The sequence below is a fragment of the Streptomyces sp. NPDC025784 genome (genome assembly GCF_055558435.1).
In genome coordinates this window covers 356,753-378,908 of record NZ_JBVHMN010000006.1, presented here as the reverse complement: position 1 = coordinate 378,908, position 22,156 = coordinate 356,753, and the positions used below count along the sequence as shown (strand labels likewise).

19 protein-coding genes are annotated in these 22,156 nt (G+C 69.0%); 8 read left to right on the top strand and 11 right to left on the bottom strand.

Translation table 11 applies throughout. The annotated features are described in order from the left end of the window. The first annotated feature begins 76 nt into the window (after positions 1–76). Positions 77–976, top strand: a complete 900-nt coding sequence (locus ACZ4IF_RS17130; RefSeq protein ID WP_467563727.1) for a LysR family transcriptional regulator — start codon at positions 77–79, stop codon at positions 974–976. A 103-nt stretch (positions 977–1,079) separates the two neighbouring features. Here ACZ4IF_RS17130 and ACZ4IF_RS17125 read toward each other — a convergent pair whose 3' ends face one another. The 5 genes from ACZ4IF_RS17125 to sbnA form a co-directional block, all read right to left on the bottom strand. Then, positions 1,080–1,445 (bottom strand): YrdB family protein, encoded by a 366-nt coding sequence (locus ACZ4IF_RS17125; protein ID WP_467563637.1) that lies wholly within the window; start codon positions 1,443–1,445, stop codon positions 1,080–1,082. Between the two features lie 128 nt (positions 1,446–1,573). Next, entirely contained in the window at positions 1,574–2,992 is a 1,419-nt protein-coding gene (locus ACZ4IF_RS17120; RefSeq protein ID WP_467563635.1) for an alpha/beta hydrolase family protein, read from the bottom strand. Between the two features lie 123 nt (positions 2,993–3,115). Beyond that, positions 3,116–4,006, bottom strand: coding sequence for a glycoside hydrolase family 19 protein (locus ACZ4IF_RS17115; protein ID WP_467563633.1), 891 nt, complete (start codon positions 4,004–4,006; stop codon positions 3,116–3,118). A gap of 252 nt (positions 4,007–4,258) precedes the next feature. After that, complete coding sequence (locus tag ACZ4IF_RS17110) at positions 4,259–4,717, bottom strand: hypothetical protein (RefSeq protein WP_467563631.1); 459 nt, start codon at positions 4,715–4,717, stop codon at positions 4,259–4,261. Between the two features lie 257 nt (positions 4,718–4,974). After that, a complete protein-coding gene (gene sbnA / locus ACZ4IF_RS17105) occupies positions 4,975–5,961 on the bottom strand; it encodes a 2,3-diaminopropionate biosynthesis protein SbnA (RefSeq protein WP_467563629.1) in 987 nt (328 codons plus the stop codon). A gap of 543 nt (positions 5,962–6,504) precedes the next feature. Between sbnA and ACZ4IF_RS17100 the strand changes: the two genes are divergently transcribed. The 4 genes from ACZ4IF_RS17100 (at position 6,505) to ACZ4IF_RS17085 (ending at position 12,676) form a co-directional block, all read left to right on the top strand. Continuing rightward, entirely contained in the window at positions 6,505–9,141 is a 2,637-nt protein-coding gene (locus tag ACZ4IF_RS17100; RefSeq protein ID WP_467563627.1) for a Pls/PosA family non-ribosomal peptide synthetase, read from the top strand. 76 nt (positions 9,142–9,217) lie between these two features. Next, a complete protein-coding gene (locus tag ACZ4IF_RS17095) occupies positions 9,218–11,770 on the top strand; it encodes a non-ribosomal peptide synthetase (RefSeq protein ID WP_467563625.1) in 2,553 nt (850 codons plus the stop codon). Positions 11,771–11,780: 10 nt separating this feature from the next. Then, a complete protein-coding gene (locus ACZ4IF_RS17090) occupies positions 11,781–12,404 on the top strand; it encodes a histidine phosphatase family protein (RefSeq protein WP_467563623.1) in 624 nt (207 codons plus the stop codon). Further along, the gene (locus tag ACZ4IF_RS17085; protein WP_467563621.1) at positions 12,371–12,676 is read left to right on the top strand and encodes a GAF domain-containing protein; all 306 of its coding nucleotides are present in this window, start codon (positions 12,371–12,373) and stop codon (positions 12,674–12,676) included. The genes ACZ4IF_RS17090 and ACZ4IF_RS17085 overlap by 34 nt, the downstream gene beginning before the upstream one ends. A 14-nt stretch (positions 12,677–12,690) precedes the next feature. Here ACZ4IF_RS17085 and ACZ4IF_RS17080 read toward each other — a convergent pair whose 3' ends face one another. The 6 genes from ACZ4IF_RS17080 to ACZ4IF_RS17055 all read right to left on the bottom strand — a co-directional run bounded on the left by ACZ4IF_RS17080 (position 12,691) and on the right by ACZ4IF_RS17055 (position 17,797). After that, positions 12,691–13,668: an NAD(P)H-dependent flavin oxidoreductase gene (locus ACZ4IF_RS17080; protein ID WP_467563619.1), complete on the bottom strand. Its 978-nt coding sequence runs from the start codon at positions 13,666–13,668 to the stop codon at positions 12,691–12,693. A 217-nt stretch (positions 13,669–13,885) separates the two neighbouring features. Then, complete coding sequence (locus ACZ4IF_RS17075) at positions 13,886–14,848, bottom strand: XdhC family protein (RefSeq protein ID WP_467563617.1); 963 nt, start codon at positions 14,846–14,848, stop codon at positions 13,886–13,888. 272 nt (positions 14,849–15,120) lie between these two features. Beyond that, positions 15,121–15,846, bottom strand: a complete 726-nt coding sequence (locus ACZ4IF_RS17070; RefSeq protein ID WP_467563615.1) for a hypothetical protein — start codon at positions 15,844–15,846, stop codon at positions 15,121–15,123. Positions 15,847–15,918: 72 nt separating this feature from the next. Next, positions 15,919–16,416, bottom strand: a complete 498-nt coding sequence (locus ACZ4IF_RS17065; protein ID WP_467563613.1) for a cupin domain-containing protein — start codon at positions 16,414–16,416, stop codon at positions 15,919–15,921. 370 nt (positions 16,417–16,786) lie between these two features. Further along, a complete protein-coding gene (locus tag ACZ4IF_RS17060) occupies positions 16,787–17,278 on the bottom strand; it encodes a peptidylprolyl isomerase (protein ID WP_467563611.1) in 492 nt (163 codons plus the stop codon). A gap of 195 nt (positions 17,279–17,473) precedes the next feature. Next, on the bottom strand, positions 17,474–17,797 hold the full coding sequence (locus ACZ4IF_RS17055) for a putative quinol monooxygenase (RefSeq protein WP_467563609.1): 324 nt from the start codon (positions 17,795–17,797) through the stop codon (positions 17,474–17,476). Between the two features lie 263 nt (positions 17,798–18,060). On the opposite strand from ACZ4IF_RS17055, the gene ACZ4IF_RS17050 reads away from it, so the two are divergent. From ACZ4IF_RS17050 to ACZ4IF_RS17040, 3 genes are all read left to right on the top strand, one after another. Then, a complete protein-coding gene (locus ACZ4IF_RS17050) occupies positions 18,061–18,393 on the top strand; it encodes a trypco2 family protein (RefSeq protein WP_467563607.1) in 333 nt (110 codons plus the stop codon). Continuing rightward, positions 18,390–21,623: an NACHT domain-containing protein gene (locus ACZ4IF_RS17045; RefSeq protein WP_467563605.1), complete on the top strand. Its 3,234-nt coding sequence runs from the start codon at positions 18,390–18,392 to the stop codon at positions 21,621–21,623. The genes ACZ4IF_RS17050 and ACZ4IF_RS17045 overlap by 4 nt, the downstream gene beginning before the upstream one ends. A 74-nt stretch (positions 21,624–21,697) precedes the next feature. Continuing rightward, positions 21,698–22,129, top strand: coding sequence for a DUF6086 family protein (locus ACZ4IF_RS17040; protein WP_467563603.1), 432 nt, complete (start codon positions 21,698–21,700; stop codon positions 22,127–22,129). Positions 22,130–22,156: the final 27 nt, after the last annotated feature.

The following is a 22,156-nucleotide window of genomic DNA, read 5'->3' as shown; positions in this document are numbered from 1 at the left end:
GGGGAAGTCTCGGCGGAATTCGTCATGTGTCCAAAGCATGCTTGTCATCCCAGCCATGAACCACAACGATGGTTGCGTGGATCTCCAGCAGATGCGATACGTCGTCGCCGTCGCCGAAACCCGCAACTTCACGCGCGCCGCGGAGCGTTGCTCCGTGGTCCAGTCGTCCTTGAGCCACCGGATCGCCGGTCTGGAACGTGAGCTCGGGGTCAAGCTGTTCGCCCGGTCCAGCCGACGCGTCGAACTGACCAGCGCCGGGGCCGCGTTCGTCGTCCGCGCCCGTGAGTGCCTGGCCGCCGCGGACCGCGCGGTCGCCGACGCGGCCGCCGCGACCGGCGTGGTACGGGGACGGCTGGCGGTCGGCGTCATCGTGACCGCGGCCGCCGTCGACGTACCCGAACTGCTTCAGCGGTACCGCGCCCAGCACCCGCACGTCCGCGTAGCCCTGCGCTCCGGACGCAGCGACGAACTGGTGGCCGCGATCCGCAAGGGCGAACTGGACATCGCCTTCCTCGGCCTGCCGGAGGACGAGCGACCGTCGGGTGTGGAAGCCCTTGTCCTCGACCACGACGAACACGTACTCGTGGTGCCCTCCGGACACCGGCTCGCGGATGCCGCCAGGGTCACGCTGCCGGAGATCGCCGAGGAGACGTTCGTGGACTTCGTGGACGGGACACCCGCCCGCGCCCAGTCCGATCAGGCCTTCGCCGCGGCGGGCCTGGTCCGCGAAGTCGCCTACGAAGCGGGCGTCGTCGAGCTGATCACCCGGCTGATCGCGCGCGGACTGGGCATAGCGCTGCTGCCGTCGGCCTTCATACAGCCGCTGGCCGCCGACAACCCCGCACTGGCGTTGGTCCCGGTGGCTGACGGACCGCATCGCATCGAGTATCTGGCGTGGAGCCGGTTCAACCCCAGCCCGGCCACCCGGGCGATGCTCGACGTCCTCGGTGTCGGATCGCAGTCGGTGGCGTCCTGACCGGTGTCCCGACGCACAACAGCCGCCCCCGTCACGCAAGAAGGGGCGTTCGACATCCTGTGTTCGGTTACCGCCTAAGCCGCCGCCCAGGACGGGCGTTGGCCTACGCGGCCCGGCGCGCGGTCGCGGACCTGTCCATCGTCAGGAGGGCCGTGTTCGCCAGGATCACCAGGGCGAACACGACGGCCCAGGCCTGTCCCCGGACCACCCAGAGCGCTGCGGTGGCCGAGCCGAACACCACGGCCTTGACCACCAGCACAGTGGGCGCAGACACCTTGAAGCGCGCCCGAGGGGCAGCGAACATTCCCCAGAGCAGCGCAGCCGCGGCGGGAGCGGCGACGGCCGGCAGGATCCGCCAGATCTCGTCCGTGCTCTCCCATCCCCACCATGCGAGAGCGCCGAGCGCCAGAAGCTCGAGGACGAACGCAAGTCCTTCGTTCACCACGCGCAGGGAAACGGGTAGGGTCACCGACTGCCCACCTTCGTCAGGGAATCAGGGCGTCATTGGAACAGAGATCCGCACGTTCCGTCCGGCCCTGTCCGAGGTCGACGGCGCCGGTCCGCGCGACTCGTGCCGCGGCGACGGCGCGGGCGGCGTCAGCTGCCGGACAGCTTGCCCTCCAGCCAGTCGAAGACGACCTCGCAGTGCTGCTGCGGGGCCATCGGGGAGCAGTGCAACTGCGCACCGGTGGCGGCGGTCAGTTTCACGTAGTCCTTGGGTGCCGTCAGCTTCTCGAACATCTGGTGCGGCTGGCCGGGATAGAACTGCTCGTCCTCGTAGTCGAGGACCAGCGTGGGCGTCGTGATGCGGCCGACGACGTCGGTGATGTCGAGCGACTCGATGAGCTTGGCCGGGGTGTAGAAGTCCGTGAACATCCTGCCCGCGCGGGCGTCGAGCATCGCCGCCACGGAGAAGGGTTCCATGCGCTTCTTCAGCGTCGCGGCATCCGACGGCGACAGTGCGGGGACGACCTCCTTGTTCCAGGTGTCGTTGGTCTTCGCCTCGTCCGGGGTGAGGATCTCCCGGATCTCGGAGGGAAAGCCCAGCCAGGGCGTGAGGACTCCAGGCATCGCGACCAGGGCGGCGATCCTCTTCTCGAAGGCGGCGGCTCGCGGTGCGAGATCACCGGCCATGCTCAGCCCGGTGAGGGCGATCTTCCCCGCCTCCACGTCCCGGCGGGCCGTCAGCCAGTCGACGAGCGGCGTCACCACCTTCTCCCAGCGCGGTGTGAACACCACACGGTCCACGAAGAGCAGCTGTCCCTGGCCGGGCCCGTCGTACACCAGTGCGTTCCAGCCCCGCTCCAGCGCGGCGGCGACACCGTAGGTCCACATGTCGACGTTCTGCCCGTCGCTGCCGTTGGTGAGAATCACGGTGGGGCGCCGTTCGCCGGACGCGTCCGGCCGGAAGAACCACACCGGCAGCGGGGTCTTTCCGTACGGGACGTTCGCCGTCACCGGTGCCGGGTCGGACAGCCTGCAGAACGTGTCCCAGGCCTTGCGCCCGGCCCGGTACAGCTGTTCCTCGCTGCCGGGATCGTCGGATCCGAGGACGAAGAACAGCGCCTGGCCGTAGTACTGGGAGGCCCGCAGGGCGCGGAAGCGGGTGGTCTCCCTGTCCGGCTCACCGCCCTGGGGTGCCTTCATCAGCTGATCGCCGAGTTTCGTGAAGGCCTGCGTATAGGACTGCGCCGAGAGGCCGGACTTGTTGATCGTGTTGACGGCCGTCAGTACCTCGCCCACCTCGGCGGCACCGTAGCCGGAGGCGCCGAGCGCGAGAAGCCCGTTGAAATTGAACGCGGCGTCCTCGAAAAGAGTCATGGCGCCGGGCGTGGGACCGACCGTCAGGACGGCGGGGGCCGATGCGGTACGGCCGGGAGTGGGCGCCGAGGCGAGCGACGTGTCCGACGAGGTGCACCCGGGGGCCGCCAGTGCGGCCCCCGCCCCGCCGACGATCCCGGCCAGAGCGGTGCGGCGGGTGGGGCCGGATGCGCGATCACTCGACAGGTAGGTCACGGCAGACGAAGCTACGAGCCGAATCCGCCGCCCCCGCTTCGCGACATGCGCCGTTCCCTCGAACGTCGCAGCACAGGTGCGCCGACCGCCGCGGGGGCGGCCGGGGCGCCCCCGCGGCGTCGATCAGCAGTACAGGTTGGCGCCCGCCGAAGTGCCCAGGATCTGCACGAACCGCTGGTAGGCGTCCACCCGGCTCTGCACCTGTGCCGGGTTCTTGCCGTCGCACTCCAGGGAGCCGTTGATGCTGCGGATCGTCTGCCCGAAGCCTGCGCTGTTGACCATCGCGTTGTGCGGCGTCATCGTGCCGGGGCCCGACTGCGTGTTCCAGTACCAGAGCCCGGTCTTCCAGGCCACGGAGGCGTCGGTCTGCACGAGGTTGGGGTTGTGGAGCAGGTCGATGCCCAGAGCGTCGCCCGCCGCCTTGTAGTTGAAGTTCCAGCTGAGCTGGATGGGGCCGCGCCCGTAGTAGGCGGACTGGCCCGCGGGACAGCCGTAGGGCTGGCTCCAGTCGCAGTAGTGCGGGTAGTTGGCGGTGTTCTGCTCCACCACGTACACCAACCCGCCGGTCTCATGGCTGACGTTGGCGAGGAAGGCCGCGGCCTCCTGCTTCTTGACCGTGTCGCTGCCGGTGTTGGCGAAGCCGGGGTACGAACTCAGCGCGGCCTTGAGGCCGCTGTAGGTGTAGAACGAATTCCGGTTCGGGAACATCTGGTTGAACTGCGCTTCGCTGACGACGAAGCCGTCGGACGGATTCGTGGGGCCGCTGTCGCAGGCGTAGGGCTCCCAGTACCAGGTGCTGATGGTGGGGTCGTAGCCCGGGTTGTCGTGCTCGGCTATGTAGGCCTTGCCGTCGGTGTACCGGACGATGTTGCCGGTGACGTACGACGTGCCGGCCACCCAGTTCGGGTAGCTCGAACACGATGCGGCGGAAGCGCCTGCGGCCGGCAGCAGCACCGGCGCGGCGGTTCCGACGACGAGGGCGGCCATGAGCGCGGAGAGGCGTCGCTTCGACACGGAATCAGATCCTTTGCGGCCAGGCCGCACCGGACGCAAGGCAGAGCCTTGTGCGCACGTGCCGAAGGACCGGTCACGGCGTCCGGGGCGGCCGCGGTGGGGGGTGTGGAGCCACACTCAACCGCTTTGGTCTGTACCAGTCAAGGGTGTAGACCAGTCAGATCTGACAACGTTGGCATGGAACTGCCTTGAGCTGCACCGGTGTTGGCGAAGTCGCAGAGGCGCAGCGGAGCAGGTGTCACCGGTTCGGCATCACCGAATGTCCCACTCATGGACCGGAACGCAGTCGTGCAGCGTGTTGGCCCAGTCCTGAAACTCGGCGACGAAGAAGGCTCTCGTCAGGAGGATGTCGCCGGCTCGCTGGACCCGTATCAGCAGTCCGAGTTCTTCCGATCGCGGATCGCCATCGACGGAGACCATGTCCACCATGCCGCGGTCCTCCGCGTATCCATGGAGCTGTTCCGAAAGTTCAGACGGCACCCGGCCGATCAGGCGGAGCCCGTCGAGGGAGACTTGCGGGCCACGCAAGGCGTCAACTGCGACGGCGGCCAGTGCACCGGACTTCCTGCAGTAGGCCGTGACGGCCTCGTCGCCCATGTACAGCGGTGCGTCCTTGGAGTGAAAGCCGGCGTCCTGCGTCAGAGCACCGTGCGGCGGGCCCATGTAGGAATAAGAGCTGACGAAGCCTTGTGCGTCCATCGCCGTGGCCACTTCCTCGATGCCATGCCGAACCGAAGCGGGCCGACCGCCTCGAACGGTACGAAGTCCCACTGGGCTCGCTCGGCGTCGTCGACTACGGACCACATCTGTGCGCATTCCTCCAAGACCCCACGCAACCGCCTCTCGCGGCACGCTGATCAGCGACGACTGTACAGCTGCGCCACGCCGGGGTTCTGAAGCCCTGATCCGGCAAAGGGGAGTCCCCGGCCACGGCCGGAGGGGTGAGCGTGAGGTGCCGAGGGCGGGTGTCACGCTGCCCGGGAGGTGGTCGTCGGCACCTGTGTGTCCAAGGCGTCCTCGCCGTACAGGTGCCGGACCCAGTCGGTCTGGTAGACGGTCTCCAGGTACCGCTCACCCAGATCGGGGGCGATGGCCACCGCGGTCAGTCTCCGTCCTTCCTGCCGGGCGAGCCACTGCGTCGCGCCACTGACCACCGTCCCGGTGGAGCCCCCGAACAGGAAACCGCGCCCGGCCAGCCGGTGACAGGCCCGGATGGTGTCGGGCTCCGACACGTGGACCACGTCGTCGACGAGGGACTCGTCGAGCAGCTCGGGGCGCCGGCTCGTGCCCAGGCCCGGGATCAGCCGTCGGGCCGGGGCGTCTCCGAAGGTCACCGAGCCGACGCTGTCGACGGCCACGATGCGCACGGGCCGGTGCCACTCGCGGAAGTAGCGCGCGCAGCCCATCAGCGTGCCGGTCGTTCCGGCACCGACGAACAGCACGTCCAGGTCGGGGAACTGCCGGGCGATGGCCGGGGCGGTCCGCCGGTAGTGGGCCAGACCGTTGCCGGGATTGGCGTACTGGTTGAGCCACACATGGCGTTCGTCGGAGGCGCACAGCGCGTGGACGTGGTCGATGCGGGCGCCGAGAAATCCGGTGACGGGGTCGGGCTCGGTGATGACATGGACCTCCGCCCCCAGCGCCTCCATCGTCAGCCTGGTCGACAGGTTGCAGCGGGGGTCGGTCACGCAGACGAACCGGTAGCCCCTGCTGGCCGCGATCATGCTCAGCGCCACGCCGAGATTGCCCGAGGAGGACTCGACCAGGACGGAGTCCGGCGTCAGCAGACCGTCGCGTTCGGCGGCCTCGACCATTTCGGTGGCTGCCTTGAGTTTGATCGAGCCGGCGAAGTTGAAGCCCTCGCACTTCAGGAACAGCGGGTGCCCGACCAGTCCCTCAAGATCGACGTAGAGGTCGTCCTCGTTGAAATCCTGGGGAACAGATATGACGGGCATGGTCATCTCCTCGGCTGTGGGCGGAGCCCTTCCTGGCCGTTGATCGCGTCTTGGCGAGGGAAGAATCCGGCGGACAGTTTCGACTCGGCGGGACCTCTCCAGTACGCCTGAGTCCGGTTTTCCGGTCACGTCACAGAAATTCGGGGCTTGACGTCCGACGTGTTTACGCGTACACGAAGCGGCTGATGCCCGGCGAAAGGCGAAGGAGGCGGCTGGAGCCGGTTGCCGAAGCCGCGTCGGTGCCCACGTCGCGGGGTTCATGTCACGCGACGAAGGCTTTCGCCTGGGAGAGAAGCCCCCGCCTGCGGTGTGCGGCGGCGATGGGTCACCGCGTGCACGGAGAATTGCACCTCGCGCACGGAGCGTAGGGAATGAGTGAAGGCGCCCGCCGAATGCCTCGCAATATCAAGGTGAATATCTCCTGTCAAGATCCGACATTCAGGGGCGGGACAGAAATTGCCTGGCCGGGCCTACTGGAAAGGCGGGCGTGACGAATCCGCGCCAACCGATCGGCATTCGCCGAAACTTCCCCAGGGAGCTCATGTGTCAGGGAAATCCGTCGAGGTCTCGACGTCCGATCCGGCCGGTGTCACGACCGTCCAGGACAGAGGGGACACCGGCCCGGCCGCCGCCACCGCGGTGCTGCTGGCCGAGGTGCTCGCGGGCGTTCTGCGCGCCGAGCAGGTGCCGGCCGACAGCCACTTCTTCCACGACCTGGGAGCCGACTCCCTGGTCATGGCCCAGTTCTGCGCACGGGTCCGGAAACGGGCGGACCTGCCCACGGTGTCGATGAAGGACATCTACCGGCACCCCACACTCCGGAGCCTGGCCACCGCGTCGGCCGACGTCACGCCGGCCCCCGCCCCCGCGCCGGTCTCACCCGCGCAGGCGTCGGCCGTGGATACGGAGACGTCGGCTGCCGATACGGAGGTGTCGGCAGCGGACACGGTGACGCCGTCGCCGCGGACGCCGACCGCCGCCCCCGCGCCGCCTGAGTCGAGGGGAGCGGCCGTCACACGGCGCTATGTCCTCTGCGGGGCACTGCAACTCCTGTTCTTCCTGGGTCACTCCTGCCTCGCCGCGCTCGTGGCCGTGGAGGGATACGAGTGGATCTCAGCGGGGTCGGGTCTGCCCGACATCTATCTGCGGTCGGTCCTCTTCGCCGTCCTGTCCTTCCTGGGCCTTTGCGCCGTCCCGATCGCGGTCAAATGGACGCTCGTCGGCCGTTGGCGCTCCGGCACATTCCCCCTGTGGGGCACGGCCTATCTGCGTTTCTGGATCGTCAAGACCCTGATCCGCACCAGCCCCCTGCGCCTCTTCGTCGGCTCGCCGCTCTACGTGCTCTACCTCAGGGCCCTCGGCGCACGCATCGGCAAGGGCGTCACGATCCTCACCCGGTCGACACCCGTCTGTACCGACCTGCTCACCGTCGGGGACGGCACCGTCATCCGCAAGGACGTGCTCCTGTCCTGCTACCGCGCTCACGCCGGTGTGATCCAGACCGGCCCGGTCGGCCTCGGCAGCGACGTGCTCGTCAGCGAGCACACCGTGCTCGACATCGAGACCTCGATGGGCGACGGCACTCAGCTGGGCCATGCCTCCTCCCTGCACTCCGGCCAGGTGGTGCCCGCCGGTGAACGTTGGCACGGCTCGCCCGCGCAGCCCACCGACGTGGACTACCGGACGGTCGACCCCACCGACTGCCCCACGTCGAAGAGGACCACCTACGGAGTCCTGCAGCTCCTGACTCTGCTGACGGTGTACCTGCCTCTCGCGCTGGGCGGCCTGAGCATCCTGTTCGCCGGTGCCCCGCAATTGCGTGAACTCCTCGCCCCACAGCAAGCCGGCTTCACCAGCCGGGAGTTCTACACCTACGCCCTGGCCGTGTCCGTGGTCGTCTTCTTCGGTTCCCTGCTGGCCGGTCTCGTCGCCGTGGGCGTCGTGCCGCGCCTGCTCAACCGCGCCATCAGACCAGGCACGGTCTATCCGTTGTACGGATTCCACTACGGCATCCAGCGGGCGATCGAGCTGATCACCAACAGGAAGCTCTTCACCACCCTCTTCGGCGACAGTTCCGCCATCGTCCACTACCTGCGCTACCTCGGATACGACCTCTCCCACGTGGAGCAGACCGGGTCGAACTTCGGCACCGAAGTGCGGCACGACAACCCGTACCTGAGCTCCGTCGGCACCGGCACCATGATCGCCGACGGGCTGTCGATCATGAACGTGGATCTCTCGAACACGTCCTTCCGCCTGTCCCGCACATCCATCGGCCCCCGCAACTTCCTCGGAAACCGCATCGCCTACCCGTCGCAGGGCAGGACCGGCGACAACTGCCTGCTCGCCACGAAGGTCATGGTCCCCATCGACGGACCGGTCCGCGAAGGCGTGGGCCTGCTGGGCTCGCCCAGCTTCGAGATCCCGCGCACGGTGATGCGCGACAACCAGTTCGGCCACCTGCAGACCGGCGACGAGCTGCGCCGCCGCCTGGCCGCCAAGAACAGGCACAACGCCGTGACCGCGGGCCTGTACCTGCTGGCGCGTTTCGTGCACTTCTTCGTGATCACGCTCATCACCATGGGCGCCGCCGACCTCTACCCCGTGCTCGGTGCACCGGCCATCGCGCTGGCCGGCGTCGTCATCCTCGCGTTCACCGTCGTCCACTTCGCTCTGATCGAACGGGCATCCACCGGATTCAAGGACCAGAAGCCGCTGTACTGCTCGATCTACGAGCCCTCCTTCTGGCGCCATGAACGCTTCTGGAAGATGGCCTCGGTCCACTACATCGAAGCCTTCGACGGCACTCCCTTCAAGAACGTGATCTGGCGGCTGCTGGGCGCCCGGATCGGCAAGCGGGTCTTCGACGACGGCTGCTTCTTCCCGGAGCGCACCCTCGTCTCCGTCGGCGACGACAGCACGCTGAACGCCGGGACCGTGATCCAGTGCCACTCGCAGGAGGACGGCGCCTTCAAGTCCGACCGCAGCACCCTCGGCAGCGGCTGCACCTTGGGAGTCGGAGCCTTCGTCCACTACGGCGTGACCGTCGACGACGGCGCCGTACTCGCTCCCGACTCCTTCCTCATGAAGGGCGAGGAAGTCCCCGCCCACGCCCGGTGGGGAGGCAATCCGGCCCGGGAGATGCCGGACGGCCACCCCCGTCCCGAGGACCGCCGATGAGCCGACACTGCCCATGCCACTCCGGGCCGCAGCGACTGAACCCGCGCCCACCGACACCGAACCGACGGAGACTCCGATGACAACACAGGTGAACCACAGCCAGGCCGACCGCGACTACTGGCGCGGGGTTCTGACGTCCGGGAACCTCACCTCCCTGCCTCGCGGGGCCGCCGACCCGGGCACGGGGGTGGGGGAGTACGAGACACCGGTACCCGACGCCACCGTGCGCGCACTGCGCATGCTGGCGAGCGATTCGGCGGTGCCGCTCAGTGCGCTCCTGCTGGCGGCGCACGCCAAGGTGCTCGCGGCACTGTCCGGCGAGCGGGAGATCACCACCGGCTACGTCGCCGCGGGAACAGGTCCGGTGCCGTGCCGGCTCACCACCGGTCCCGTGAGCTGGCGCGAACTGCTCCACCACGCCCGGCACATCGTCGCGGACGTGCTGTCCCACCAGCAGGACGCGACCGAGTGCATCGATGCGCTACGGCACGAACTGGTCCTGGCCGGACCGCTGTTCGAGACCATTCTCGATCCGACCGCGATCGACGGTGACCTCACCGAGGACACCGTCCTCCGAGTGGGCGTCGGTCACCACGACGGCGGCCACGTCCTGCGTCTGCGCTACCGCACCGACGTGCTCGACGCCGCCTGCGCCGCTCGCATCGCCGGCTATCACCTGACCGCTCTCGCGCTCCTGGTCGCCGACCCCGACGCCCGACACGCACACCAGTGTCTGCTGTCCGGCCAAGAACTGCGGTACCAGCTCGACGGACTGGCCGGACCGGAGCGGGAGTTGCCCGATGCGCCGGTGCACGAGCTGTTCGAGCAGCGGGTGCGCGAGTATCCGGACGCCGTCGCGGCCGTGCACGGCGACCGCCAGTGGACCTACACGGAGCTCAACACCCGCGCCAACCGGCTGGCACGCGCTCTGGCGGCCCGCGGGCTGACCGGGGAAGGCGTCGTAGCGGTGGTGACCGAACGCAACCTGGACTGGCTCGCCTCGGTGATCGCCGTCTTCAAGGCCGGAGGCGTCTACCTTCCCGTCGAGCCGCACTTCCCCGCCGAACGCATCGCCGCCACGCTCTCCCGCGCCGAATGCCGCCTGGTGCTGACCGAACCCGGGAGCACCACCACGCTCGATCGGGCACTCGACACCCTGCCCGGGGTCGAGCGGGTCTTCGCCGAGGCGGCTTACGAAGAAGACCATGCCGACAACGATCCAGGCGTCCCCGTACGGCTCGATCAACTCGCCTACATCTACTTCACCTCCGGCTCGACCGGCGAGCCCAAAGGCGCGATGTGCGAACACGCAGGCATGCTCAACCACGTCTACGCCAAGATCGACGACCTCGAGATCGGCGAAGGGCAGGTGGTGGCCCAGACCGCACCGCAGTGCTTCGACATCTCCCTGTGGCAGCTGATCTCGGCACTGCTCGTCGGAGGCCGGACCCTGCTGGTCGAACAGGACGCCGTCCTCGATGTGCCGCGCTTCCTCGACACCGTCGCCGACGGCGGGGTCACCGTCCTCCAGGTCGTGCCGTCCTACCTCGAAGCGGTTCTGACCGAGCTCGAACAACGCCCCCGTACGCTGCCCGGCCTGCGGTACGTGTCCGTCACCGGAGAGGCGCTGAAGCAGGATCTCGCCGAACGCTGGTTCACCGCCCAGCCCGGGATCGCACTGGTCAACGCATACGGGCTCACCGAGACCTCGGACGACACGAACCACGAGGTCATGCGCGAAGCGCCGGACCGAATCCTCCTGGGTCCTCCGGTGAACAACGTGCGCGTGTACGTCGTCGACGAACACCTCCTACCGGTGCCCCTGGGCGCCCCCGGCCTGATCGCGTTCTCCGGGGTCTGTGTCGGCCGCGGCTACGTCAACGACCCCGAACGCACCCGAGCGGCCTACCTCGCCGATCCGCACCGCGCAGACACCCGGCTCTACCTCGGCGGCGACCACGGCCGCTGGCACCCATCGGGGAAGCTGGAGTTCCTCGGCCGCCGCGACGCCCAGGTCAAGATCCGCGGGTTCCGGATCGAGATCGGCGAGATCGAGAACGCCCTGCTCCGCGTCCCCGGCGTGCACGACGCGGCGGTGGTGGTGACCGAACGCGCCGACCGGAGCACGCACTTGGTCGCCTTCTGCTCCGGCCCGCAACTCCTCGACACCACAATCCTGACCGACCGGCTGGCCGAGTCACTGCCCGCCTACATGGTTCCCTCGGCCTTCCAATGGCGCCACAGCCTTCCGCTCACGCCCAACAGCAAGATCGACAAGAAGGCGCTCGAGGCGCTGGCCGCGGACCTCGCCACCACGGAGGACGACCGGGAGCCACCGGTCACACCGACCGAGCGTCGGCTGGCCGCGGCCTGGGCGCAGGTCCTGCGCCTCTCGCCCGGGCGGATCGGACGCCGCGACCACTTCTTCGACCTCGGCGGCACGTCCCTGTCCGCGGTGAAGCTCGCCATCACGCTGGACCGCGTGGTGTCCCTCAAGGACGTCACCGCGCATCCGGTCCTCACGGACCTGGCGGCCGTGGTCGACGAGCGAGCGCACGGCCGCGACGGCCGACGGAACCGGTCCCGGCCGCACGACGTCTGTCCGGCTACAAGATCGGCAGCAGGGTGAGGAGCATTCGATGAGCGGCACTGCCACGCGGTACCTCCACCTCGTCCGTCACGGCGAGGCGTCGTCGGAGGAGGGCGGGTTGACGGAAGCGGGCCGCAAGCAGGCCACCTTGCTCGGCCGGCGGCTGCGGGACGTTCCCCTCGCCGCGGTTCATCACGGCCCCTCGGCGCGGGCGGAGCAGACGGCACGGCTCATCGGCGACGAATTGAGCGACGTCTCGCTCCACTCGTCCGAGGTCGCGGGCGACTACGTCCCCTACCTGCCCGAGAAGGAGGAACTCCCGCCGGAGCACGCCGACTTCTTTCTCCGCTTTCTCGATGGTGCCACCGCGGAGGAGCGCGAGCGCGGTCCTGTTCTGGCTCGTCAGGCGCTTGACCGGTTCACCGGGCCGGTGGACGGCGACGAGCCCCGGCACGAACTGGTCGTGACCCACAACTTCCTCGTCGCCTGGCTCGTGAGGGAGGCCATGTACGCGCCCAAGTGGCGCTGGCTCGGCCTCAACCACGCCAACGCCGCGCTGACCGTCATCCGCTACGCACCGGACCGGCCCGCCTCCCTGCTCGTCTCCAACGACATGCGTCATCTGCCCGCCGAGCTCCGGTGGACGGGTTTCCCGGCCGAAGGGCACGTCTGACGGGACGAGGCCGTGAGGTGTTCACGGGTGCCGATCGACCCGTCAGCCGTGAAGCCGACCAACTGCCCACCCAGTGCCTACGGACCGGTCAGCCGATCATGGTGACTCACGTGGACGAGTGTGACCTGGCGCGCATCGCGCGTGATGCCGCGGCCGCCGCCGTCCTGGCCAGTGTCGGCATCCACTCATGTCTCGCGATACCACTGGTCGCCCAGGGCCGGGCACTCGGCGCCCTGGGACGCACGCACAGCGGACATTGCCGTACGCCCTGAACGCCAGGCCGAGTTCACTTCGGAGCAGGGCTGTCCGCGAGTCCTGCAGTTGCCGCGAGGATCGCCTCTGCTTCGTGCAGGATGCCGTGCAGAATATCGCTCGCGGGAAGAATGTCGTGGACGAGTGCGGCGGATTGGCCCGTGAACGGAAGATACTCGTCGCCGCGCCCGTGTTTGATGGCCTCCATCAAAAGCGGAACAGTGTCCTCGGGGTTCACTTGCTCAGGATGATCACGCAGGGTATCCACCAGATGGGTACGCAGCGCACGGGGGACGCCGTAGCTGCCGGGACGCGAGTAGGGCGGCAGGATCCGTTCGCTGTTGAGGGCCTTCACGGCGTCCACGGCGTCCGCCCGGACAATCCGCTGTTTCCAGTCGTCGGAAATGTTCATCTCGGTGGAGGCGAGGAAGCGCGTGCCCATCGAGACCCCCTGGGCCCCCAGAACGAACGCCGCGGCGACGCCGCGCCCGTCCGCGATGCCGCCGGCGGCGACGACCGGAGTGTCGCCTGCCATGTCGACGACCTGCGGGACCAGCACCATGGTGCTCACGTCGCCACTGTGGCCGCCGGCTTCGCCGCCTTGCGCGATGAGGACGTCGGCTCCTGCGTCCAGCGCCTGAGCCGCCTGGCGAGCGTCCGTCACCTGCTGGATCCACTTGATTCCTGAAGCATGAGCCCGCTCGATCAGATCCTCGGGAACCGCCAGGTGGAAGGAGATGGCCGCGGGGCGGTCCTGGAGCGTGGCCTCGAAGGCTTCCTCGTCGAAGGGCCGTGTCGTGTGGTTGACCGCGTAGGGGCGATCGGTCAGCCGGCGCAATCGGGACCACTGAGCCCTCAGCTCAGGCACGGTCCGAGCCGCGGTGCCCAGGCTGCCGAGACCGCCCGTGGTGCACATGGAAGCAGCCAGGGCCACTTCGTCCCAGGGGCCGAACGGGGCGCAGATGATGGGCGTCTCAATGCCGAGCAGTTCACACAACGGGGTGTAGAACATCGCTGCCTCCGCCACAGCAGTATGACGAGCTTCGGCCGACCGGGGCCACCCGATCTCTCCAGTATCCTCTTCCGCTTGGTCACCGCCACGCCGATGCTTTGCGCAAGCGTCGGGCGACCTTCCAGAGCCGCGGTGAATTTCTGGCTTGCGCAGTGCAGTTGGAAGAGGAGGCCGAATTCCCCGGGAACGGAAATCCGGCCGATCGGAAAAGGAGCCCTCACACCCGTCCGTCCAGTGTGGCCAGCACCTCCGCGCAGATGGCCAGAGCCGTCTCGGCCGGGGTGCGGGCACCCAGGTCGAGGCCGATCGGTCCGTGGATGCGGTCGAGGTGCTCCGTGCCGAGGCCGGCCTTGATCAGCCCCGCGGCACGGCGGGCCTGGGTGCGGCGCGAGCCCAGCGCACCCACGTAGGGGATGCCGGTGGTGAGCGCCGCGGACAGGACCGGGACATCGACATCCGGTTCATGACTGAGGACGACCAGGCAGGCGGCGGCCGGTCGACCGGCAAGCAGGCCGACGGTCTCCGGCGCGCCGGCCTCCACCGTGGCGTCCCAGCCCAGCAGACGCGCCTGCGCGACCAGCAGGTCGGCGAGCTCGCCCCCTCCGACGATGACGAGATGGGGTACGGCCGGGAAGGTCTCGATGAGGACGAGCCCGTCGTCGGCGTCATGCGTGTCCCGGCCGGCCCTGCGGCGGGCGAGAAGCTCCCGTGCGCGATCCACCGCCTGCGCGGGGCTGCCCGTGTCGGCCGTGCCCGGGGCATCGGGTGTCGTCACCGTGCTGGCGGCCAGGGTCCGGCTGTCGTCCACGTGGGTGATGAGCGCCGCGTCGGCACCCTCGGCCAGCAGGTCCCACCACCGGGCGGGAACGGCGTCGAGGGACTGCAGCAGGATCTCGGCCTGCCCGCCGCACGTCAGACCGGCCCGCTTCACCCCGTCGTCGTGGACGGACACCGTACGCACGCCCGCGGTGTGCCCCGCGGGAAGGGCAGTGGCTTCCGCGGCCAAGTACTCGTCGAACGCGCCGCGGTACAGCGTGCCGTGGCACCGGCCGTCCTCGTCGATCAGGAGCGCGTCGGCGGGGTGCCGCGGGCCGAAGCCCTGCTCGGCGAGGGGACGGGCAAGGACGCCTGGCCGGCCTTGGGTCGCCCACTGACGTGCAGTGTCGGCCAGTTCACGCATGGTCGCGGCCTTCCTCGTGCCGGGCGTCGGCGCCCGGAAATCGCCTGGTGGGTGTGGGCGCCATGCCCCGAATTCTAGTAAGGCCCCGGGCGCCGCAGCGCGCACTCGCGCCACGAGCCCCCGCTTCGGCCGGCCTCGCGACGGGTGGACGCCTGAGCCGCATGCGACGGACAGCGCCACGACGGACGGGGCGCGAAGGCCAGGTGGACATGGCGGCCGTGTCGTTCGTGGGCGCCACGCCGGTCGCCCGCCACGTCCCCGGCTGAAGCCGGTCACCCGTGCAGCCAGATCCGCAGCGGGCCGATCGGTTCGAAGCCGTGCCGCACGGCGGACGCCAGGTCGTCGCCGTGCTCGTAGCCGACCACCGGCAGGGTGGGAAACAGGTGGTGCACCCCGTCCAGTACGCCCGGCCAGGCCCGGTCCGGGCCGCCGTCCACCGCGAAGACGTTGGAGACGCCGACGACCTCGTCGCTTCGGCTCGCGACTGCTCCGGCGACCACACTCCCGTCGGCCGAGCGTCCGGCGAGCATGAACGTGCCCGGATCGGCGAGCAGTTCGGGCCGGAAGAGGCCGGCGTCGCCCTCGCCGCGATCCCACGCCAGCGCCCAGGCACGCTGCGTGTCCGGGGCGTCCGCCACATCCCACAGGAGATCCGACGCGACGGCCGGTGCACCCGCCGGGCGGTGGATCCACTGCGCCTCGAACAGGACATGGAAGCCGGCCTCTGCCAGATCGAGGCAGGCGAAGCTGTCCTTGACGGAGGCGCCAGGCGCGGCGGTGTCGATCCGGCCCGTCAACGCGGCCGGGTCGGCGTCCGGATGCAGCGTCACCGCATCGGGGTAGTACAGCGGCGTGCGGGCCGCAGCGGTCCAGGCGTGCCGGCCGAACTCGCTTGCCAGACCGTGCGATCGGCTCACCGCCGCGCACCACTCGGCGTTGTTGCGGGCGGCGGCCCGGACCAGCAGTTGCTTCGCCGTCGTCTGCTTCGATGTCGTCACGAACGGTGAATCATGGACGGCCCGAGGGCCCCGCTCAAGTGGTTTACGCCCTTCGCCGGGCGCTCCGCCCCGTCACGACGCGGCGAGCGCGTCCCGCCACGCGGGGCTGTCGACGTAGTGGTTGTCGTAACGCTCGGAGGACTCCGCGATCTCCTTCGGGTCGCTCTCGCCGCGCATCACCCTGCCGAGCAGCCGCAGGTAGTCGAAGCGGGCCATGCCGGGCGTGAAGGTGAACAGCACGTCGGCGGTGCAGCCGGGAGCCGCGGCGAACGCGTGCGGGGTGTGCGGGGGCACGGCGAGGAAGTCGCCGGCGTCGAGGAGCGTGATGTCGTCGCCCACCAGGACCTGAAGGGATCCACTGATCACGAAGAAGAGCTCCGTGGCCTTGGTGTGGAAGTGTGCAGGAGCACCGACGGCTCCCTCGGTGAACGTGGAACGGTACGTCGTGAACCCGCCGCCCGGCCCGTCGGCGTCGGCCAGGAGGGTCATCACACTGCTGGGGTCGGCGGAGGTCTCGGCCTTCGCGGCGCGGGTGAGAAGGGCCCGGAATTCGACGTTCTTGCTGTTCATGGTGGTGTCCCCTTCGGCTGTGCAGCGGGTGCGCCGTCGTTGTGATCACCACTGTATGAAGGCGAAAGACCCACCGGAGAGTGCAATTCGGTACGGGAAACACCGGTCAATTCCACGACCTCGGGCAGGAGCGTTCCGCCGGCGGGGCCCGCTGCCTGTCAGTCTGCGTCCGGGCGCAGTCCTTGGGCCGTGTGGCGTAGCGTCGGGGAGCGGTCCGTGACGTCGGCCGGCCCCGCCTCCCGGTCCTGACCGGGAGGCGGGGCCGAGGCGGCTGTGTCCGTCGCGGCCCACGATGGAGCCGCGGACGCCGACGTCAGGAGGCGCCGGGGCGCGACGGCCCCGCTGCCTGCCTCACCAGAGCGGCAGGTCCTCAGACAGTGCCGCAGTCGGAGACGATGATCTCCTTGGAGGTGGCGCCGGAACGGCTGCCGAGCGTCTCGATCGCCTTCACCACGTCCATGCCCTCGACGACCTCGCCGAACACGACGTGCTTGCCGTCCAGCCAGCTGGTGACGATGGTGGTGACGAAGAACTGCGAGCCGTTGGTGTTCGGGCCGGCGTTGGCCATGGACAGCAGGCCCGGCTTGGTGTGCTTGAGCTTGAAGTTCTCGTCGGCGAACTTCTCACCGTAGATGCTCTTGCCGCCGGTGCCGTTCTGGTTGGTGAAGTCACCGCCCTGGAGCATGAAGTCCGGGATGACCCGGTGGAACGGGGAGCCCTTGTAGCCGTAGCCGTGCTCGCCGGTGGCCAGCTCACGGAAGTTCTGCGCGGTCTTCGGGACGACGTCGTCGAAGAGCTTGAACTCGATACGGCCGAGCGGCTCGCCGTCAGCGGTGACCTCGAAAAAGACGTTCTGGCTCATTGCTCTGCTCCTGTGGAATCGAATGGATGCCCCGAGCATATGAGGCCGGGGCGCCGGGTGCGTAAGCGGCACGATCACGCGCCGCCCGGGTCACCCGGACCGAGACCCCGGCCGGTCGGGACCGAGTGCCGGATTCGACCGCGTCCCGGGTACCGTCTCTGCGGCCCCACGGATCGCGCTTCGCCTCGGGGAATGTCAGTCGACGGCCAGCTCGCCGAGCAGCGACCAGTCGTCCTGCGGGATGTTCATGTTCACAATGCGCGGTGTCGCGGCCAGGTGGGGCGGCAGGGTCCGCTGCGCGGCCTTGAAGTGGGCGGACTGGACGTGGGCCGCGCCGGCCTCGTCGTCGCGGAACGCCTCGACCAGCACGTACTCCGTCGGATCCTCGACACTCCTGGACCAGTCGAAGAACTGGCAGCCGGGTTCGGCGCGGGTGGCTGCCGTGAAATCGGCGACGATCTCCGGCCACCGGTCCGCGTCTTCGGGGCGGACACGGAATTTGGCGGTGATGAAGATCATAAAGGCTCCTCACGTACGTGGTGGGTCGTGCTCCGGCGCCGGCCGCCGGTGAACGCCGGGGAAAACGTACGCCGAGTACGGGGCACCGTGCAGTCGACCGGGCCGAGGAGCGGGCGACCGGGTTCCTCCTGCTGCGCGAAAAGGGATCGTCTGCTGCTGTTCCTGAGAGGAAAGCGGATTTCCACACTCTCTGTGCACGGGCCGGCCGGTGCAGGATGATGGCGGTCGACAACTCCGCCCACAGACAGGAGATTTGGTCGCTCATGTCGCGCCAGTCCGACGACAGCCCGCCCATCGACCTGGTCTCCGCCGTGCGAGCGCTGCGCACCCAGATCACCGAAGCAGCCGGGGCCGACCCCGATTCCGACATCCGTTTCCGGATCGGGCCGATCGAGCTCGAATTCACCGTCGCATTGACCCGGGACCAGAGCGTCAAGGGCGGTGTCAAAGCGTGGGTCGTCACCGCGGACACCGAGGGCCGATGGTCGACGGCACACACGCATCGGGTCACGCTCAACCTCGAACCCCTGTCCGCGTCCACCGGCACCAGCCCGGAGATCGGCACCGCCGACGCCGGCCATCGCATCGTGCGGTGACCGTGGCGCGGCATCCCCGGCGCGCACATCTCGTGGCCGTCACCACGGGGGACGACCGGGTGCTCGGCAGCGGCTATCTCCTGAACAGCCGGGTCGTCCTGACGGCGGGGCATGTCGTCAAGGACGTGGCGGGCGACGACCTGCGCGTGTGCCGCATGGTCGGACTGCGCACCGTCCGGGCGGAAGTGGTGCGTGTCGAACGCGACATCGCCCTGCTGCTGACCGCCGAGGAGATCGCGGAGCCGGGCGACCTGTCCGAAGTCGAGATGAGCGAGCTGGCGACGGACGCGCACTTCGACGACTGCTCGGCCCTCGGCCTGCCCACGGTGATGACACGGCCGGCCGCCGGAGTGGCTCCGCTGGAGGCGGACTTCCGGATAGCCCCGAACAGCGCCGAAGGACACGGATACCTCTCCTTGCAACTCGTCGGCCATCCGCCGCAGGGCGCACACCCCTGGGGCGGTATGTCGGGCGCTCCCGTCTTTCACGCCGGACGCTGGCTGGTCGGCGTCATCGTGCGTGATGCCGCAGGCTGGGCGCACGCCCGGCTGGAAGCCGCACCGATCGGCGGCTTCTTCGAGGCTGTGCCCTTCGCGGACCGGGTGTTCCGCGTCACGCGGGCCATCACCGAGACGGACGCCCGTGACGCCGCCTTCCTCGACGTCTACCGGCGCGAGGTGGTGCGGCGCTACGGGCACATCGAGCTCTTCGGCCTGGGCCTGCGCGGACTGGCGGACGACATCGGCATCGAGCACGCCTACGTCAGTCTGCATGCGGGGCTGCGCTCCCTCGCACTGTCGTCGACCGATCAGTCCAGGCCGGTGGAACACCTCATACCCAAGAACGCCCGAATGCTGCTGCGGGGCGATCCGGGCGCGGGCAAGTCCACCCTCCTCGAATGGCTGGCCGTGTCGATGGCACGCCAGTCGTGCAGGGGCCCCCTCGAATCGTTCAACGCCCGGGTCCCTTTCCTCATCAGGCTGCGCGACATGTACGCGCCGCGCTGGAAGCAGGAGGAGGGCCTCGACGGGATTCCCCCGGAACCCGATCGCTTCCTGGACTTCAACCGCATCGCCACTGGAACCCGGCCGCCGGACGGGTGGGTCCGCCGGCTCCTGGACGACGACCGGGCCCTGCTGCTCGTCGACGGTCTGGACGAGGTGCTGGAGGCCCACCGCGACGGGGTACTCCGGTGGATCGTCGGCCTGCTGAGGGAATTCCCCTCCGTACGCATCATCGTCACCGGCAGACCCGAAGCCCTCGCCCAGTGGAGCCCGCCGAAGGAACTCGGATTCGTCGAGCTGAGGCTCCTCGAACTCAACGAGACCCAGCGTGCCGAGCTCATCCGCAAATGGCACCAGGCGGCCAAGCTCGGCGCCCGGTCGTCCTGGCTGGGCGACGAGGAACGGGAGCGGCGCACCACGCGGCTCTCGGTCCTGGAGACGGGACTGAACAAGCTCATCAACGCGTCACCCGACCTGGCCGCACTCGCCGCGACCCCTCTGCTGTGCGCCGTGCTGTGCAAGCTGCACGAAGTGCACGGGTCCAGACTTCCGCGATTCCGCCAGGAGTTGTACGCCCGCACCATCGACATGATGCTGGGCCTGCGTGACGCGGATCGCGAGGTGCCCGACCCGCTGCCGCACCTGGACGTGGACCAGCGATGTGCGATCCTCTCCTGGGTGGCCGGTTACCTCACGACGGAGGGGGAGCGGGAGATCACCCAGGACCGCTTCGACGAGAAGGTCGGGCAACGACTGGGCAGCCTCGGCCGCGAGGCCGGCGCGCACAGTCCGGAAGAGATCCGCAGGGCCCTGCAGCAACGCAGCGGGCTCCTCGTCGCACCGGCCGAAGAAAGCCTGCGCTTCAGCCACCGCACCTTCCAGGACTATCTCGCCGCGACCGACATGGTGGCGCAGCGTGCGTTCGGGCAACTGGCCGGGCACGCCGGGGAGGAGACCTGGGACGACGTCCTGCACTTCGCGATGAGTCAGTGCAACCTCGCGGACACCCGTGAATTCGTCGCACAGTTCCGCCGAAAACTCCGGCTGGTCGCCGGCGGGCGGCAGCGGGCGCGGATGCGCATGGCGGCAGCCGCCTGTATCCCCTACGCCGTCCAGATGGACGAGGACGACCGGCGATCCCTCATCACCGGAGTGGCCAAGTCCTTCCGGACCGTGGCCAAGAAGTCCGGGACGAAGACCTTCGACTTCAGCCCGTACACGGCCGTGGGCCCCGATCTGCTGGCAGCTCTGCAACGCGACTTCGACTGGCAGGACGGCCTGCTGTGCCTGCACGCCGTCTACCTGGCCAGCGAGGTCGCGGGCCCGGAGTCACTCCAGTTCCTGAAACACATTCCACGGCAGCAGCGCCAAGTGCTGTCGGCGCAACTGGCCGCCGCCTGGGACAAGTTTCCCGGCGCCGAGTTCGCGGACGACGTACTCGCCGGCCTGGACGTCGAGGCCTTGGCGATCGACACCGCCGAACGGCTCACCCACGCACGGGTGGTGGGGCACGTCGACAGACTCACCGTTTCGCGGGCCGATTCCGTGGAGGACATCGCCGGATTCGCCCTCGGCCACCGGGTCCAGCACCTCCGGGTCACGGGAAACGTGCTGGGCGACGACGTCTCCCTGGCGCCGCTGTCCCGCGCGACGGCGCTGTCCACGCTGAGCCTCGGTACGTCGCTCCCCACCTTGCATCAGGTCTTTCGCACACCCGGCTTCTGGATCAGAACGGGCCGGAGCCGGGACAAGATGCGCTACGCCCTGCCCGCCATCCCGCACGTGACGGAACTGGCCCTCGCGGCTCTGCCCACCGACTGGACGGAGCACACGGCGGGCTGGACAGGACTGACCTGGCTGGGACTCTTCGCCGGCGCGGTGGAGGCACTCGCCGAACTGACGAACCTCCCCGCCCTGACCCACCTCGTCGTCCAGTCGGAACGTTCCTACACGATCCCGGCCACACTGGTGCACGACGGAGTCACTCACCTGGCGCTCCAACTGCCCGAGGGACCGGAGTACTTCGACCTGCACACCCTGCCGAAGGCGTTCCCCGCCCTGACCGAACTCGTCCTCACCGCACCCTCGGTGGCCTGCCCGGCGGTGGACCTCTCCAGCGTGTCACGCCTGCCGGGACTCGTCGTCCGCCTGGGCGGCTTCCCACGCAACGACGCACGGATACGGGGTATCGACGCCTTCGCGAAAGAGCGAGTCAGGTGGGAGTGAGCGGAAGTCGGGGACGACTGGCCGGGGCACCGTTGATCTATGCTGCTCCCTTGAACCAGCGGGGGAGACGCGCAGTGAGTCAGTACTTCAAGGTCGACGGCCGGACCCTGTGGAACCCTTCCAATGGCGCCGCCCGGCTGTTCCTGCGGCAGGTGGCCGTATTCGAAGCCGAACTGGAACTGCCCTCCGGTATCGGCCTGATGGAAGCCGACGAGTCCCGGATCGACCCCGTCACCTTCCAGATGTTCGTGGCCGCCCTGCTGGCACAGCACCGCAGGACGAGCCATGGTGTCGTGATCGCACTGTCCGAAGGGTTCGTCGCCACAGTGTTGGTCCTCGCCGAGCGCGCACATCTCGAAATCGACTGGAAGAGCGTCGACCTGGCCATGGGCAACGGACGGACCGACGTCCAGGTCCCGTCGCCGTCCACGCCGGTCGGCGATGAGGCGTGGGCCGTCGCCCTTCAGGACCGGTCACGCGAGCTGGGCCGTTTCATGGCGTGGTGATCACCAGCCGGCGCGATGGGCCCGCTC